This is a genomic window from Streptomyces sp. NPDC047081, from assembly GCF_040643775.1.
Classification (GTDB): Bacteria; Actinomycetota; Actinomycetes; order Streptomycetales; family Streptomycetaceae; genus Streptomyces.
This window is the reverse complement of record NZ_JBEYUY010000009.1, coordinates 159392-175470: the sequence shown is the minus strand read 5'-3', so window position 1 is coordinate 175470 and position 16079 is coordinate 159392. Positions and strand designations below refer to the sequence as shown.

Here is a 16079-nt window from a genome sequence, read left to right as displayed (position 1 = left end):
GGGTCGCTACTTCTTCCTCTTGGCACGGGACTTCATCCGGGCAAGGCCCGCCAGCACACGCTGGGCCGCGGTTGGCTTCGGGGGGTACATCTGGGCCGTGTCGACCACCACCCGCCCCTTGGGGTTGACCAGGGCCGACGCCCGGTACGGGTCGTCGTCCCGGCCCCACCTGCGGGCCAGCGGCATGGGCAGCCCCTTGCCGCGCACGGGTATCTCGTACGTCGAACCGGCCACGTCCAGGTACACACGCACGCCGAACTTGCCGGTGACCTGCGCCAGCGGGACGCGGGCGTGCAGCACCGTGGCGGCGCCGTCGACGGACTGCTCCAGCTTCATCTCGCCCACCACGGGCGGGAGTTGGTGCCCGCGCGGCAGCTTGCGGGCGCCCGCCTTGTCGGCCGACTTGGGCATCGCGCCCTTGACCAGGCGCAGCGCCACGCTCGCGTCCTCGACCTCGCCGAGGACCGGCAGCCGTACGGACGCGGTGTAGTCGAGCTGCTCGCCCGTCTGTTCCCACGCGGACGACAGCAGCACGGTGCCCTTGGCGAGGCGGCCCGGGACGGCCTCCCCGACCAGCTCGTACACCCGGTCGGGCACGCCGACGCGGGCGTCGCGGAAGCCGGGGTAGCGGGCGTACGCGCGCTCGCCCTCCACGACGAACGGGGGTGCCCCGTGCTCCTTCTCCGAGGAGATCGCCCGGGCCAGCTCGTCGACCGCCCCGGCCCGCGCCAGCGCGATCCGCACCCGGCGCTTGACGTCCATGGCGTCCCGGATGCCGTCGGTGAAGTACGCGTCGGCGAGCCGGCCGATGCCCGAGCACAGCCGGCGCTGCAACTCCCGGTCCAGGGACGGGAAGTCGTCCTGGACGAGCTTGGCCAGCTCCCAGGTGAAGTGCCGGCGCAGCAGGGCGTCGCGCTTCGGGCCCTCCTCGACGAGACCGGCCGTGAAGTCCACGATCTCGGCCGCCGCCCCCAGCCGCGCCAGATGGTCGGCGCGGTAGGTGATGTTGCTGGCGTCGCCGCGCTTCACCGCGTAGTAGCAGGTGTAGTCGGCCACCACCGATATCTTCCGGGCGCGCACGCACGCCTCGATGGTGAACGGCTGGTCGCTGCCCACGGGCAGGTGCTCGGGGAAGCGCAGGTGGTACTTCTCCACCATGTCCCGCCGGAACAGCTTGGTGTTGGCGAGGGTGAACGGCAGCGCGGAGTCGTACAGGCTGACGTCCGCGAGGTTCTCCTTGTACAGCGCCTGGTGCACGTACCGGCCGTTGGTGCCGACCATCTTGCCGACGACGACGTCCGAGTCGTTCTCGTCGGCGCACTTCACCATGCGCTCCAGGGCCTCCTCGCCGAGGTGGTCGTCGGAGCCGATGAAGTAGACGTAACGGCCGGTGGCCACGTCAAGGGCGCGGTTGCTGGGCGCGGCCGGGCCGCCGGAGTTGGCCTGGTGGATCACCTTGACGGTGTCCGGATAGAGCGCGGCGAAGCGGTCCAGTTCCTTGCCGCTGGAGTCCGTGGAGCCGTCGTCGACGGCGACGATCTCCAGGCGTTCCCGCCCGATGCTCTGCCCGATCAGGGAGTCCAGGCACTCCGTGAGGTAGGGCATCGTGTTGTACACCGCGACGACGACGCTGACGTCCGGTCTGCCGGTCATGCTCCCGCCTCCACCCGTCTGCGCTCGGCCACCGGGCGGACCGCGCTGCCGGGCACCAGCCGCGTGTAGACCGCGTCCAGCCGCTCGGCCTGGGCCTCCCAGGTCCACTCGTCGAGCAGACCGTCCTTCTCGTACACGCCGCGGTAGCGCTCGGTGTCACCGAGCACCGACTTCACCGCGCGCACGTAGTCCTCGACGTCCTCGGCCTTGAAGACCTCGCCCTGGCCGGTGCGTTCGACCATCTCGCCCATGGTCTTCACATCGCTGACGACCAGCGGCAGCCGGGCGTGCGAGTACTCGAAGAACTTGGTGATGAGGGCGATCTCGTGGTTCGGCCAGTGGTGGATGGGGATGACCCCGAGGTCCGCCGCGGCGAGGAAGCGCACCACCTGGTAGTGCGGCACGTACGGCAGGATGTGCAGCCGCTCGGAGACGCCCAGCTCCTTGGCGCGCTCGCGCAGGCTCCGCATGTACTCGGAGTCGGGGTTGAGCACGACGAACGCGGTGTGCACATCGGCCAGTTGAGGCAGCGACTCGACCATGATGTCGAGGCCGCGCTGCGGGGCGGCGGCCCCGCTGTACACGGTCAGCGGCACGTCGAGGCCGATGCCGCACAGCTCGCGCAGGTCCGGGACAGGCTCGGCGGCCTGCTCGGGGGAGAGCTCCGCGTCGGGCGCGTTGAGCACGACCGACGGCAGCTCCTTGAGGCCGTGCCGCTCCTGGAGCATCTCGGCGAGCGTGGAGGACACCGTGGTGACGGCGTCGGCGTGCCGCGAGTACTCCAGCTCGTGCGCGCACTGCGCCTTGTGCCAGCGCGGGTGCGGGTTCCACGGCTTGATGCCGGGCAGGAACTCGTGCGCGTCCCACACCAGCTTGACCTTGCCGCCGCGGGCCCGGGCGCGCAGTGCGGCGCGGGCGCCGACGCCGAGCATGCGGAAGTCGTTGGCGTGGATCAGGTCCGGGTCGAGCTCGTCGATGACCTTGCCGTACGCCAGCTCCAGGTCCCACAGGTGCGGTTCGAGCCGGCGCCAGCTGCGGTTGCCCATGGTCCTCTGCCAGAACGCGGTGGTGAACCGGTCCAGCGGGCCGTCCATCTCCTTGCGGCGCCGGTCCAGATCACCGGTCTTGCGGGCGCGCAGGTTCACCCAGGACTGCGCGAACCGGGACGCCAGCCGCGGCAGCACCAGACGCAGCCGGGTGAGGAACGAGCCCTCCTGCCGGGCGAGGATCAGCCGGACGTTGAGATCGGCGCGCCAGGCCTTCATCTTCTGCCGGCGGTACGAGGCCAGCGGCCCCGGCTTGTAGGCCAGCGGCGAGCGCAGTACGGCCCGGCGGTACTCGTGGCGGCGGCGGTGCAGCGGGTTGGGCACCGGCAGCAGACGTACCTGCGCCTTGCCGATCTCCCAGGTGATCTCGCTCTTCGCCTTGGCCTTCCCCTTGCCGAGCAGGATCACGTCCCACCCCGCGTCGGCGGCCGAGCGTGCTTCCTTCTGCACGCGCGAGTCGCCGTTCACCCCGTTGTCGACGAGCATGACGATGCGACCACGCACCGCGGGCTGCGCCGACGTCTTCTCAGCTGCCATGTGTTGCCAGGTCCTCCGCCTGAAGGGAAACGCTGCGGTTGTGTGTCGCCGACTCCAGCACGGCCGCGGCCACCTGCACGGTGCGCATGCCCTGGCGCAGGGTGCAGATGTCGGCTTCCTTGCCCAGCACCGCGTCCCGGAACAGCTCGTGCTCGACCAGCAGCGGCTCGCGCTTGGGGATGGCGTACCGGATCATGTCGCCCTCGGACACCCCGCGGAAGGCCTGCAGGGCCTCCCATTCGGTGGTGACCGCGGCGTTGGAGTGGAAGGTCAGGTCGGCGGTGAGGGTGTCGGCGATGAAGCAGCCGCGCTCCCCGGTCACCGAGGTGAAGCGCTCCTTGAGCGGGCTCAGCCAGTTCACCAGGTGGTTCACCATGGTGCCGTCGTCGAGGCGGCCCACCGCGGAGACCATGTCCTCGTGGCTGCGGCCGCTCTTGGAGACGGTGTGCGCGGCGATCGACACGTACGTGCGTCCGAGCACCCAGCCGGTGAGGTCGATGTCGTGGGTGGCGAGGTCCTTGACCACGCCGACGTCCGCGATGCGGTGCGGGAAGGGGCCCTGGCGACGGGTCACCACCTGGTAGACGTCGCCGAGTTCACCGGCCTCCAGGCGGGCGCGCAGGGAGCGCAGCGCCGGGTTGCAGCGCTCGATGTGGCCGACGCCGGCCACCAGACCGCGCGACTCGAAGGCCTCGACGAGGCGGCGGGCGCCTTCCACGGACTCCGCGACCGGCTTCTCGATGAGCGCGCACACCCCGGCCTCGGCGAGCATCAGGCCGACCTCCTCGTGGAGGTGGGTGGGGCAGGCCACGACCGCGTAGTCGACGCCGAGGGAGATGAGCTCCTCGACGGTGTTCAGGATCGGCGCCCCCTGGGAGGCGCCGAACTTGTCGCCCATCGGGTCGACGACGCCGACCAGGTCGACGCCCTCCAGGCCGGACAGGACCCGGGCGTGGTGCCGCCCCATGGAACCGAGACCGACGAGTCCCGCGCGCAGCGCCTTCCCGGTGCTCACAGCTGTTCCCCCAGGGTGTTCACGGCGGCGACGATCCGCTCCAGGTCGCTCACGGACAGGGCGGGGTGGACGGGCAGCGACACGACCTCGGCGGCCGCGCGCTCCGTCTCGGGCAGGTCCCAGTTGCGGCCCGCCTTCTGGTCCGGCTCCCAGTACGGCTTCAGCCGGTGGATGGGGGTCGGGTAGTAGACGGCGTTGCCGATGCCGGCCTCGGTCAGCTTGGCCATGGCGGCCTCGCGGTCGCCCTGGATGCGCACGGTGTACTGGTGGTAGATGTGCCGGGCGCCCTCGGCGACCTTCGGCGTGACCACGTTCGGCGCGCTGATGTGCTCGGTGAGGTAGGCGGCGTTGGCGATGCGCTGCTCGGTCCAGGCGGCGAGCTTGCCGCGCTGGACGCGGCCGATCGCGGCGGACACGTCCGTCATCCGTACGTTGGCGCCGACGATCTCGTTGGCGTAGCGCTGCTCCATGCCCTGGTTGCGCAGCAGGCGCAGGGTGCGGGCGGTCTCGGCGTCGCCGGTGGAGATCATGCCGCCCTCGAGGCTGTGCATGTTCTTCGTCGGGTAGAAGCTGAAGGTGCCCGCGGCTCCGAAGGCACCGACCGGGATGCCGTGCAGGGCGGCGGCGTGGGCCTGGCAGGCGTCCTCGACGACGGCGAGGCCGTGCTTGCGGGCGATCGCCAGGATCTCGTCCATGGCGGCGGGGTGGCCGTAGAGGTGGACCGGCATGATCGCGGCGGTGCGCGGCGTGATCGCCGCCTCGACCGCGACGGGGTCCAGGCAGAAGGTGTCGGCCTCGATGTCGGCGAACACCACGTCGGCGCCGACCAGTCGAACGGCGTTCGCGGAGGCGGCGAAGGAGAACGACGGGACGATCACCTCGTCGCCCGGGCCGAGTCCGAGGGCCAGCAGCGACAGGTGGAGGGCGGAGGTGCCGGAGTTGACCGCCACACAGTGACGTCCCCCGACCAGTTCCGAGAACTCCTCCTCGAAAGCGGCCACCTCGGGCCCCTGGACGACCATGCCACTGCGCAGAACGCGCACCGCGGCCTCGATCTCGTCCTCACCGATCACGGGTCTCGCGGCCGGTATGAACTCATGGGCGTCGGTCATCGACAATCCCCCTCCTCTACGGCGACCTCTAGGGCGCACCACTTCATGCCGTCGGGAGGGACCATGTCGATGTACAGCACGGCCGCATCCCAGGTTGTCCATGGCCGCCTGCGGGCGGATGGACGGTTCGTACACAGGACCCCGCCCCCACGAGGGTTCCTTGCGGGAAGTCAGCCGTGCCCGGCGCGAGGGCCGGTGTGCTCATCGGCTGTTCAACTCATCCGCACGTTACCAGCACTTGGTCGGCAATTTTCCTTGACGTTACGACAGTGAAATCACCCTCTGCCGTTGCCTCCGTCACAGGAGAAACACAGCGCAACCTGTGGATGAACACAGCGTTACGCCAGAAAGACGGCAGTGATACGACGGCGCGGGCGCCCGGTGTGAACCGGACGCCCGCGCCTGTGTCGTTCCCGCTTCGCCGCGCGTGCGGAGGTCAGTCCTCCGTCGACGCCGAGACGGACGCCGCGCTCTGCTGCGCCGCCGCCGTCTTCGAGGCCGTCGCCTTGGCGGCCTTCTTGGCCGTCGTCTTCTTGGCGGCGGCCTTCTTCGCGACCGTCTTCTTGGCCGCCGTCTTCTTCGTGGCGGCCTTCTTCGCGGTGGCCTTCTTGGCCGTCTTACGGGCCGTCTTCTTGGCCGGAGCCGCCTCCTCGGCGCCCTCCGCCGCGGCCTCGCCGGCCGACGGGACGACCACCACGGCCGCCTCCTCGGACGCGGTCGGCGCCGTCTCCTTGCGCACCGCACGGCGTCGCGGACGGGCCGGAGCGGCGCTCTCGGCAGCCGCCTCGGGCTGCTCGGTCACGGGCGCGGCGGCCTCCTCGGCCGGCGCGGCCGACTGCGGTTCCGCCACGGGCGCGGTCTCGGCGACCGTCACCACGGCGGCCTCGGCCCCGGCGGGCGACCCGGCCGGCGCGGACACCTTGCGGGTGGCACGGCGGCGGGTACGGCCCTTGGGCGCGGCCTCCTCGACGGCGGGCGCGGCCTGGGCGACCGGGTCCTCCACGGCGACCGGCTCGGCCTGCACCTCGGCGGCCGTCTCCGGCTGCACCGGACGCGCGGTCTCCTCGGCGACGGTGACGTCCTGAGCGGTCGGCACCTCGGCGACGTCCGTGTCGCCGTACCCGGCGTCGGCATGCTCGGTCTCCTGACGCGTGGCCCGCCCCTTCGGCGAACCCGCCGGAGCCGAGGCCCGACGGCCGGACCGGCGCCGCGAACGACCGCCGCGCACCGCGGCCTCCGCCTCGGCGACGCTGCTGTACAGCTCCTCGTCGGGTGCGAAGGAGGGTGCGGCCAGCGCGACCGGCTCGGCGACCTCGGCGGCGACCTCCGCCTCGGTCTCCTCGGCCTCGGGCGCCTCCACGGCCACCGCGGCCTCGTGCACGTGCTCGTGCCCGTCCCCGCCGCGCCCGCGCTTCTTGCGCTTGCCGCCGCCACCGGCGGAGGTCGGCTGCTCCATGTGCACGATGACACCGCGGCCGTTGCAGTGGACGCAGGTCTCGGAGAAGGACTCCAACAGGCCCTGGCCGACCCGCTTGCGGGTCATCTGGACCAGGCCCAGCGAGGTCACCTCCGCCACCTGGTGCTTGGTCCGGTCCCGGCCCAGGCACTCCAGCAGGCGCCGCAGCACCAGGTCCCGGTTGGACTCCAGGACCATGTCGATGAAGTCGATGACGATGATGCCGCCGAGGTCGCGCAGCCGCAGCTGACGCACGATCTCCTCGGCCGCCTCCAGGTTGTTCCTGGTGACCGTCTCCTCCAGGTTGCCGCCCTGGCCGGTGAACTTCCCGGTGTTGACGTCGACGACGACCATCGCCTCGGTCCGGTCGATCACCAGCGAACCGCCGCTGGGCAACCAGACCTTGCGGTCCAGGGCCTTGGCGAGCTGCTCGTCGATCCGGTACGTGGCGAAGACGTCGACCTCGGAGGTCCACTTCGACAGCCGGTCGGCGAGGTCGGGCGCGACGTGCGAGACGTATCCGTGGATGGTCTCCCACGCGTCGTCACCGCTGACGACGACCTTGGTGAAGTCCTCGTTGAAGATGTCGCGGACGACCCGGACGGTCATGTCCGGCTCGCCGTACAGCAGCGTCGGGGCGTTGCCGTTCTTCGACTTCTTCTGGATGTCCTCCCACTGCGCCTGCAGCCGCTCGACGTCACGGCGCAGCTCGTCCTCCGAAGCGCCCTCCGCGGCCGTACGGACGATGACGCCCGCGTCCTCGGGGACGATCTTCTTGAGGATGGTCTTCAGCCGGGCCCGCTCGGTGTCGGGCAGCTTGCGGCTGATGCCGGTCATCGAGCCCTCGGGGACGTACACGAGGTAGCGGCCCGGGAGGGAGACCTGGCTGGTCAGACGCGCGCCCTTGTGCCCGATCGGGTCCTTGGTGACCTGGACGAGCACGGACTGCCCGGACTTCAGGGCGCTTTCGATGCGGCGCGGCCCGTTGGCCATGCCCAGCGCCTCGAAGTTGACCTCACCGGCGTACAGGACGGCGTTGCGCCCCTTGCCGATGTCGATGAAGGCGGCCTCCATCGAGGGCAGCACGTTCTGGACCTTGCCCAGGTACACGTTCCCGACGTACGAGGTCGACTGCTCCTTGTTGACGTAGTGCTCGACGAGCACGCCGTCCTCCAGGACGCCGATCTGCGTGCGCTCGCCGCTCTGCCGGACGACCATCACCCGCTCGACGGCCTCACGGCGGGCGAGGAACTCGGCCTCGGTGATGATCGGGACGCGCCGGCGCCCCTGCTCGCGCCCTTCGCGGCGCCGCTGCTTCTTGGCTTCCAGACGGGTCGAGCCCTTGATGGACTGCACCTCGTCGGAGGGCTCGGCCTTCGGGCGGGGCTCGCGGACCTTGACGACGGTGCGCTCGGGGTCGCCGTCGCCCGGCTCGGTGTCCACGGAGGAGTCACCGGCGCGACGACGACGCCGACGGCGGCGACGGCTGGAGCTGGACCCGCCGGCCTCGTCGCGGGCGTCGTCCTCGTCCTCTTCCTCCTGCTCGGCGGTGTCCTCGGCGTCCTGCTCGGCCTGCTCGGCGGCGGCCTCGTCGGAGTCCTCGTCGTCACCGGCGGCCTCGGGGGACTCGCCCCGGCGACGGCGCCGGCCACCACGGCGACGACGGCGACGCGAACCGGTCTCCTCGGCCTCCGCCTCGTCCTCACCGGCGTCCTCGGCCGACTCCTCGGCCTCGGTCTCGTCCTCGACGACGGCCTGCGGCTCGGCCTCCTCGCCGAAGGCGGCACCCCGGCGACGCCTGCGACGCCGCGATCCGCCCTGCTCCTCCGCCGGCTCCTCGACCTCGGGGACCTCGACCTCGACCTCGGCCTCGGCGGCCGCTTGGGCGGCGGCCCGCTCCGGCGTCTGGAACTTCGGCTCGGTGAACACGGGCGCCTGGAACACGGCGACGGCAGGCCGCGCCGGCTTCCGCGGCCCCTCGTCCTCGGCCTCTTCGGCCCCGGCACCGCGCTCGGGCTCGGAGAACCCGACAGCGGCCTTACGAACGGCCCGACGACGGGTACGACGGGGAGCGGCGTCCTCGATGACAGCCTCCTCGGCAGATCCGGATTCGGCGGCACGAGCAGCGGGGGCCTCGGCGGCAGCGGGCTCGGCGGCGGGGGCAGCCTCGTCGGCGGCCTGCGCGACAGTCGCGTCCTCGGCCTCGGCGCTCACGGCACCTTCCGCCTCGGCAGGCGCGGACACCCGACGAGTGGCCCTACGCCGGGTACGACGCGGAGCGGCGTCCTCGGCAGGAGCCTCATCGGCCTCGGCGACAACGGCCGTCTCGGCGGCAGCAGGAGCCTCGGCCGTCTCGGCCTCAGCGACCGGCGCGACCTCGGCAGCCGGAGCCCCGGCAGGCGCGGAAGCCCGACGGGTCGCACGACGCCGCGTACGCGCAGCAGGCGCGGCCTCCTCGACAGGCGCCTCCGCGACGGCGGGCGTCTCGGCCACAGCCTCGGCCACCGCCTCCTCGGAAGCAACCGGCGCCACGGTCTCGACCACCTCGGCGGCAGCCGGAGCCCCGGCGGGCGCCGAAGCCCGACGCGTGGCACGACGCCGAGTACGCCCGGCAGGCGCGGCCTCCTCGACAGGCGCCTCGGCGACGACAGCCGTCTCCGCGGCCTCCTCGACCTCGGCAGCCTCTTCAGTCACGTCGGTCTCTTCGATCTCGGCCTCGGCTGTGACCGAGGCCGCGGCCTCGTCCTCGTCGGCCTTCTTCTCGACGTCGGCCGGTATGGCCGGCTCGGTGATCTCCTCCGGCGCTGCGGAGGCGGCCCCGGCGGGCGGTCCCGCGGGGCGTGAAGCGGCACGGCGCCGACGACGCGGCGGCAGGGTGTCGCTGGGAGTGTTCAGTTCGGAACCCTCTGTGGGTTCGGTCGGCTCGAGCATGCGGGCTTTTCTCCCGTCAGGCTCCCGGGCGCCGCGCCCGGTCCGGCGTCGATGACTCGATCGCCGTTGACGTCCGCGGCTCGCGCGATGCGCGGTGCCGCCGTTCGGGGCGCGGGCGCCGCACGGGAGCTCTCTGTGTCCTGTCTCGCCGGTTCCGTACACCCTGTTGGGTACGGCCTGGCGAAAGTCTTCTGGTCGGTGCGCTGCCCGACCCAGGTGGCTCCCGAGTACGAGGGCGGCGCTACGACGTCCGTCCTTCGCGGGACCTTCCTTACGCCGGCGCCTTCGCGGTGGCAGCGGGGTCGGCCGTGGGTAGGGCCGTCGCTGCCTCGCGGTCGGGCGCGAGCGGGTCGGTCACCGTGCCGGTCTCTTCATCGAACAGCCCCTGCGCCAGCCTGGTCACCGCTGCGGCGACCGGCGGCGCCAGGTCGGCCACGGCGCGAAGACCGGACAGGACGTCGTCGGGTCGTACGGCAGGCGTCACGTGCCGAACAACCAGCCGCAGTATCGCACAGGGCTGGTCGGTCGGCCTATCAGCCGTTTCATTGTGCGTTTCCAGTCGTACGACCGCGGCCCGGGCGTCGAAGGTGCGGACGCCGTTCTTGGTGGTGCGCTGGACCTCCACGGCCTCGGCGGCGTTGAACGCGGCGACGGCCCGCTCGGCCTCCGCCGGCTCCACGCCGTCCAGCCGCAGCTCCCACACGGAGGCGGTGAGCCGGTCGGCGAGCCCGGAGGTCCGGGCCTCGACGGCATCGACGACGTCGAGCCCGGCGGGCAGCGACTCGTCGAGGAGGAGCCTGAGCTTCTCCGGGTCCCGCGCCTCGGTGAGCGCGATCTCCAGGTACTCCGCCTCGCTGCCCGTGCCGGTGGGTGCGGCATTGGCGTACGACACCTTCGGATGCGGCGTGAACCCCGCCGAGTACGCCATGGGCACCTCGGCGCGGCGCAGCGCACGCTCGAAGGCGCGCTGGAAGTCACGGTGGCTGGTGAACCGGAGGCGGCCGCGCTTGGTGTAGCGCAGTCGGATGCGCTGCACCGCGGGTGCGGGCGGCGGGCCTTCGGGCTGTCGCTTGCCCAGTGTCGCTCAGTCCTTCGTGAGTGCGGTCGTACTGCTACCAAGAGTACGTGTGTCACGGCCCGTCGGTTCCCGCCGGTCCACGGCCTCGGCGCGGGCGGGCTCGCCGAACACCATCCGCCGGAGGTCGGCGCGGGCCTGCCGTACGGACTCCCGGGCGGAGGCCAGGGCCAGCCGGGTGGCCCGGCCGACACTGCGCGCGGCCTCGGCGGCGGGCCTGAGCACGGCGTCCCGGACGACGTGTCCGACGGGCGTGAGCACGGTCCGGTAGAACCAGCGCGCGGGCTCGACGAAGATCCACCGGAAGAGGGTCCCGAGCGCCCGCCCCACGGCGAGTGAGATCCGCCCCGCGACCCGCCAGGCGTGCCCGAGCGCGTCGCCGACCTCGCGCGCGACGACGGCGAGCACCCGCCCGACCGGCACGAGCACCCACCGCCACAGCGCCAGCGCGGGCAGGACGAACAGGACGCGGGCGGTCCAGTAGAGCCCGAGGCCGATGCCGGTAATGACCATCTCCAGGGCCCACCCGATCCCCTTGGCGCACCAGACGATCGCCTGGCCGACGGGCGTGAGCACCCGCATGACCGCTTGCCCGATCGGCGTGAGCACGCGCGCGTACAGCCATCCCAGCCCGGCCGCCACACCTCGCGCGGCCCATGCGACGGCGTGCCCGAGGGGAGTCAGCACGTACTGGTAGATCCACACGGCGGGTATGACGAGAAGCACGTTGCCGAGCCACCCCAGCGCCTTGGCGACCGGGACGACGACGTACCGCCAGAGCCCCACGAGCGGCCAGACGAACACCGCCCGCGCCACCCACACCAGCGCCCGGCCGACCGGCCTGAGCACGGTGTCGTTCAGGAACCGTCCGGCCACGACGAGCGCGTCCCACACCATCCGTACCGGCACGACCAGCACGAGCACGACGATCCGCACCGGAATGCGGATCGCGACGACGAGACACCCCTCGGGCCCCTGCCCCTGCGGCGGGCGCTTCTCCAGATCCATACCTGCCTAGACGCCCCGACGGGCCCGACCGGATCCCGCCACGGCACCGGTTCTCCTATTTCCTGCGGGAGTTCCGCGCCGCCTTGCCCGCGCGGGCCGCCTTCGGCCGGCGGGCCGGTGACGCGGGCGCGGGTACGGCGGACAGCTGCCGGGCCGAGAACTCGCGGTTGATCTCGGTCTGCCGGCGGATGGCCTCGGGGAGGTCGGGCAGGGCGAGGAGGGTGTCGCAGGCCCGGAGCGCGGCCGTGTGATCGCCCACCCAGTAGGCGGTGATGGAGAACTCGAAGAGCAGGCCCCAGCGGTACACCCAGGACCGGGTGAAGAGGAGGTCGGCCGGCTCCGGGCGGCCGACGGCGTCGGCGAGCAGGGCGTGCGCGGTGCGGTGACGGCCCTTCAGACGCAGCCGGGAGGCCAGCTCGTAACAGGCTTCGAGCCGCTCCGGCCGCGCCTCCCAGGCCCGGGAGAACGAGTCCATCGCCCCGGGCCAGTCGTCCGCCGCCTCCGCCCGCAGGACTCCGGCCTCCAGGAGGGAGCAGTAGACCTCCTCCGGCCAGCCGCCCATCGCCGCGCGCCGCTCGTACAGCTCGACGGCCTCGGCCGTGTGGCCCAGGTCGCGTTCGGTGTTGGCGAGGTAGAAGACGGTGCGGGCGTTGCCGGGGTCGCGTTCGAGTTCGCGCCGCAGCAGCCGGGCGTCCCGCTCGAACTTGTCGCTGCGACAGCCGCCGTCGGCGTGGTCCTCGATGACCAGCGCGTCCAGGTTCTCCTGCACGTCGGGCTCGTCCGTGCACGGGTACTCGTGGGTGACGCCCTCGTACCGCCACGCCCAGTCGCCCCGCATGAGGTGCTTGAACCGGTGCTGGGTGCCGGGAGTGTCGTAACGCAGCATGTACGAGCCCGCCGTGAGCCGGGGCAGCGGGGCGTCCTGGCGGATGACGTGGTCGGCGTCGAGGGTGAGGAGGTAGTCGGCGCGGCCGCGGGCCCGCCGGATGTTGGCGGTGCGGTTGTGGCCGAAGTCGACCCACGGTTCCTCGTGCAGCTCGCCGGGGATGCCGTCGAGCGCCTTGCGGACGAGTTCCTGGGTGCCGTCGGTCGAACCGGTGTCGGAGATCACCCAGGTGTCGACGAGATGACGGACCGAGCCGAGACACCGTTCGATGACCTGCGCCTCGTTCTTGACGATCATGCAGAGGCAGAGGGTCTGCTGCTTCACGCTTCGAAATGTGACATGCCTTCGGATTTCCTCCCGGACATCCACACACCAAATCGCCCGTACGGCTCCATCCGCTGGTCCGATCTACGGATAAAACAGCGAGTCCCGTACGGCGACGCCGGTCGGCGCCGGACACCCGGGTCACCCTCACCTCGGGGCCGGGAGCTGTCCCGGACCATCGAGGCAAGGAGCACACAGATGAGTCCTGAGCACAGGACATCCGCGCTGTTCGGGCCGCTGGCCCGGGACGGGTTCAGGAAGGCCGGGATGCTGGCCTCGCTCACGCTGGTCCTGGCGACCGGCGTGGCCGGCCCGGCGGCCGCGGCGGCGCACGACATCGGCGACCGGACCCCGACGGCCCGCGGCGGCGACGACCACTGCAAGCCGAACGGCCACCACAAGTCCCTGCAGGCGACCCCTGCGAACGGCGACCACGGCAAGGGCGGCTGCAAGGGCCCGACGGGTCCGACCGGCCCAACCGGCCCGAAGGGCATGACGGGCGCCACCGGCCCCACGGGGGCGACCGGGCCGACCGGACACACGGGCGCGCCGGGGGCGACAGGAGCTCCGGGTGCCACGGGACCGGCGGGGGCGACAGGAGCTCCGGGTGCCACGGGACCGGCGGGTCCCACCGGCCCGGCCGGCCCGACCGGGCCTGCGGGACCGACGGGCCCGCAGGGCGCGACCGGTGCCCCCGGCCCGTGCTCCGACCTCGACGCCTACCACCCGCAGGGCAACGTCGAGTACCGGGCCGCGCTGACCGGCGGCCGGTTCTACGGCGGCATCCGTGACCTCTCGGGCAGCGCCCCGAACCCGCCCGTGCTGTGGACCGATCTGAGCACCCACAACGGTTATCCCGCCGGCGGCGCCGCCGGGCTGCCGTGCGGCGCGGCCGTCGGCGAGCACCCGACATCGGGTGGGATCCAGTTCGAGACGATCACGACCACCGGCCGTGTCTACCGGATCACCTGCACCTTCGACAGCAACGGCGCCAACCCGGCGATCCTTCAGTGCGGCACCAACGCCGGCAACACCTGGGCCGAGGCAGCCAACCGACCGGCCCCCACCGGGGTCAACGACGGCACCACACCCACGCTCCCCTGACCGTCACGCCGAGGGGCGTCCCGGAGAGCCTCGCCGCCTCCGCGGACGCCCCGCGTGTGTACGCTCAGATCGCCTCGCACAACGCCTGGTCGGCGAGGAGCAGGGCGTGCCAGTAGCGGTAGAAGCGGACGCCCTCCGAGTGCCCCGTGAACTCGCAGTACTGGATGGCGGCGGCGACGGCCTCCAGCGGCGGCAGATACGCCGAGGGGAGCACCTCGGCCTCTCCCCCGGCCGAGGCCAGCTCGCGGATCGCCTCGTGCGCCGTGGCGACCACGTCCCCCTCCAGATCGGGGAGGTGCTCGCTCAGCGCCTGGTAGTACTTCAGGTGCTCACGCAACGCCGTAGCGAGGAGAGTGCTCGGCTCTGCCATGGGGGCCTCCGTCGGGAAGTCGCACGACCCGGAGAAGCCGCGCGGTGCCGCCAGATTAGGGCCGACGTACGGAGATCCGGGCCCTCACCGGTGGTGCGGTGAGGTCAGGTAGTGCTGAGATCTTCGAACGCGTCCTCGCCGGGCCGCCAGACCATCCAGGCGCGATCGACGAAGCCGTTCAGCCCGGCGATCTCCGGACCGACGAGTTCGCTCGGCTCGGGATGCAGGTGGATCAACCCGCCGACCAGATCGACCCTGATCCCCACGCCGGTCTCCTCGCGGGTGGCGGTCACGTGCCGCGCGATGAGCCCCCGGAGCGCGTCGGCCCAGCCGGTCTCCGTCGGGGAGAAGCGCCGCCCGGAGAGCGTGACGGCGGGCAGCACTTCGCACGTGAGCACCGGCATGTCGTCGGTCGGACCGTCGAAGCGCAGTTGTACGTAGTCGAGGACGAACTGCACGGAGTACAGCCGGAAGCCGACGAGGCGGCCGAGGAGGGAGTTCAACTCATAGGGCATGGCGGGGAGTCCGGGTAGGTCGTGGTCAACGCGGGTGGCCGTCAAGCGAGTTCAACGCTCGCGTTCCTCCGCCACCACCGCCTCGTAAGCACGCAGGGTGTCGACGAAAAGCCGCCGTTGCGCCGGGGCGAGCGGGGTGAGGACGCGGCGCCACGCGGCGGCGCCGGGCGCGAGCCAGGCGGCGATGGCGTCATGCCGGTCGGCGGCGATGGCCACGATCCGGCGCCGCCGGTCGACCGGATCCGCACGCCGGTCCAGGATGCCCTTCGCGCTCAGGTCCCCGACCATCAGGCTGACGGTCGTGGGCGCGACCTCCAGCCGTGCGGCCAGTTCATTGACGCTCATGGGCCCGTCGAACAACAGGCAGGACAGCAGGGAGAGATGACGGGGCGCCAGTGACTGCGACTGCAGCTCCTCGGGTACGGGGATGCGCTTGACCCGGCCGACCATCCGCGGCATGAGCAACAGCAGCTCCCGCACCGCGTCGTCGACGTCACCCGCCCCGGACTCGTCCCGCCCGGATCCGGCCATCATGCACCCCCAGCATTTACCTTTGACTACAAAGGTGTTTTGCTCGCGAAGACAGCTCACGAAAGCAGCCCGCGAGGACACCAGCACCCGATCCGCCCACCACCGCGGGCCCGAACGGAGACTCCACCATGCCTCACTTCACCGTGCACATCAGCGAGTCGGCCCTGGACACGAGGACCGAGGAGAGCCTGATCCGCGGCCTCACGGACGTGATCGGATCCGTATACGGCGAGAGGTTCGGCCAGTTGGCCGCGGTCGACCTGATCGGCATCCCGCAGCGCCGCCGCGGCCTGGCCGGAAAACCGACCACCCGCATCGCCCCGAACATCACCCTGAGCCTGCGCGAGGTGGCGTACAACCACCCGGACGTGCCGAACGCGCCGGCCCGCCTGATCACCGCGATCACGGATGCGGTGACGGCCGCGCTGGGCGAGGAGACCCGTGAGGAGGTGACGGTGGCTCTGCTGGCGGTGCCGGAGGGCCGCTCGGGTGTCGGCGGCCGGGTGGCGTGACCGG

13 protein-coding genes are annotated in these 16079 nt (G+C 72.0%); 2 read left to right on the top strand and 11 right to left on the bottom strand.

All coding sequences use genetic code 11. The annotated features are described in order from the left end of the window. Window positions 1-6 precede the first annotated feature (6 nt). The 8 genes from ABZ848_RS19420 to ABZ848_RS19385 form a co-directional block, all read right to left on the bottom strand. Window positions 7-1653, bottom strand: a complete 1647-nt coding sequence (locus tag ABZ848_RS19420) for a glycosyltransferase (RefSeq protein WP_360833252.1) — start codon at window positions 1651-1653, stop codon at window positions 7-9. Next, entirely contained in the window at window positions 1650-3236 is a 1587-nt protein-coding gene (locus ABZ848_RS19415) for a glycosyltransferase family 4 protein (RefSeq protein WP_360833250.1), read from the bottom strand. The genes ABZ848_RS19420 and ABZ848_RS19415 overlap by 4 nt, the downstream gene beginning before the upstream one ends. Then, a complete protein-coding gene (locus ABZ848_RS19410) occupies window positions 3226-4251 on the bottom strand; it encodes a Gfo/Idh/MocA family oxidoreductase (protein WP_360833248.1) in 1026 nt (341 codons plus the stop codon). The genes ABZ848_RS19415 and ABZ848_RS19410 overlap by 11 nt, the downstream gene beginning before the upstream one ends. Further along, complete coding sequence (locus ABZ848_RS19405) at window positions 4248-5363, bottom strand: DegT/DnrJ/EryC1/StrS family aminotransferase (RefSeq protein ID WP_360833246.1); 1116 nt, start codon at window positions 5361-5363, stop codon at window positions 4248-4250. Before ABZ848_RS19405 ends, ABZ848_RS19410 begins: the two co-directional genes overlap by 4 nt. Window positions 5364-5799: 436 nt before the next feature. Further along, window positions 5800-9750: an Rne/Rng family ribonuclease gene (locus tag ABZ848_RS19400; RefSeq protein ID WP_360833244.1), complete on the bottom strand. Its 3951-nt coding sequence runs from the start codon at window positions 9748-9750 to the stop codon at window positions 5800-5802. Between the two features lie 271 nt (window positions 9751-10021). Next, complete coding sequence (locus tag ABZ848_RS19395) at window positions 10022-10786, bottom strand: TIGR03936 family radical SAM-associated protein (protein WP_360833242.1); 765 nt, start codon at window positions 10784-10786, stop codon at window positions 10022-10024. 48 nt (window positions 10787-10834) lie between these two features. After that, a complete protein-coding gene (locus ABZ848_RS19390; RefSeq protein ID WP_360833240.1) occupies window positions 10835-11833 on the bottom strand; it encodes a hypothetical protein in 999 nt (332 codons plus the stop codon). 55 nt (window positions 11834-11888) lie between these two features. Further along, window positions 11889-13043: a glycosyltransferase gene (locus tag ABZ848_RS19385; RefSeq protein WP_360833238.1), complete on the bottom strand. Its 1155-nt coding sequence runs from the start codon at window positions 13041-13043 to the stop codon at window positions 11889-11891. A gap of 198 nt (window positions 13044-13241) precedes the next feature. On the opposite strand from ABZ848_RS19385, the gene ABZ848_RS19380 reads away from it, so the two are divergent. Next, window positions 13242-14147, top strand: a complete 906-nt coding sequence (locus ABZ848_RS19380) for a hypothetical protein (RefSeq protein WP_360833236.1) — start codon at window positions 13242-13244, stop codon at window positions 14145-14147. 64 nt (window positions 14148-14211) lie between these two features. Here ABZ848_RS19380 and ABZ848_RS19375 read toward each other — a convergent pair whose 3' ends face one another. The 3 genes from ABZ848_RS19375 to ABZ848_RS19365 form a co-directional block, all read right to left on the bottom strand. Further along, entirely contained in the window at window positions 14212-14517 is a 306-nt protein-coding gene (locus ABZ848_RS19375) for a hypothetical protein (RefSeq protein ID WP_360833234.1), read from the bottom strand. A gap of 104 nt (window positions 14518-14621) precedes the next feature. After that, window positions 14622-15032, bottom strand: a complete 411-nt coding sequence (locus tag ABZ848_RS19370) for a hypothetical protein (protein WP_360833232.1) — start codon at window positions 15030-15032, stop codon at window positions 14622-14624. A 51-nt stretch (window positions 15033-15083) separates the two neighbouring features. Continuing rightward, on the bottom strand, window positions 15084-15566 hold the full coding sequence (locus tag ABZ848_RS19365; RefSeq protein WP_360833230.1) for a MarR family winged helix-turn-helix transcriptional regulator: 483 nt from the start codon (window positions 15564-15566) through the stop codon (window positions 15084-15086). A gap of 125 nt (window positions 15567-15691) precedes the next feature. Here ABZ848_RS19365 and ABZ848_RS19360 point away from each other — a divergent pair, with 125 nt between their 5' ends. Further along, a complete protein-coding gene (locus tag ABZ848_RS19360; RefSeq protein WP_360833228.1) occupies window positions 15692-16075 on the top strand; it encodes a hypothetical protein in 384 nt (127 codons plus the stop codon). Window positions 16076-16079: the final 4 nt, after the last annotated feature.

Bases quoted from the DNA above. Each gene is read 5' to 3' on its own strand.
- ABZ848_RS19380 (WP_360833236.1), top strand. From the start codon at position 13,242: ATGAGTCCTGAGCACAGGACATCCGCGCTGTTCGGGCCGCTGGCCCGG.
- ABZ848_RS19360 (WP_360833228.1), top strand. From the start codon at position 15,692: ATGCCTCACTTCACCGTGCACATCAGCGAGTCGGCCCTGGACACGAGG.
- ABZ848_RS19420 (WP_360833252.1), bottom strand. From the start codon at position 1,653: ATGACCGGCAGACCGGACGTCAGCGTCGTCGTCGCGGTGTACAACACG.
- ABZ848_RS19400 (WP_360833244.1), bottom strand. From the start codon at position 9,750: ATGCTCGAGCCGACCGAACCCACAGAGGGTTCCGAACTGAACACTCCC.
- ABZ848_RS19390 (WP_360833240.1), bottom strand. From the start codon at position 11,833: ATGGATCTGGAGAAGCGCCCGCCGCAGGGGCAGGGGCCCGAGGGGTGT.
- ABZ848_RS19375 (WP_360833234.1), bottom strand. From the start codon at position 14,517: ATGGCAGAGCCGAGCACTCTCCTCGCTACGGCGTTGCGTGAGCACCTG.
- ABZ848_RS19405 (WP_360833246.1), bottom strand. From the start codon at position 5,363: ATGACCGACGCCCATGAGTTCATACCGGCCGCGAGACCCGTGATCGGT.
- ABZ848_RS19415 (WP_360833250.1), bottom strand. From the start codon at position 3,236: ATGGCAGCTGAGAAGACGTCGGCGCAGCCCGCGGTGCGTGGTCGCATC.
- ABZ848_RS19370 (WP_360833232.1), bottom strand. From the start codon at position 15,032: ATGCCCTATGAGTTGAACTCCCTCCTCGGCCGCCTCGTCGGCTTCCGG.
- ABZ848_RS19365 (WP_360833230.1), bottom strand. From the start codon at position 15,566: ATGATGGCCGGATCCGGGCGGGACGAGTCCGGGGCGGGTGACGTCGAC.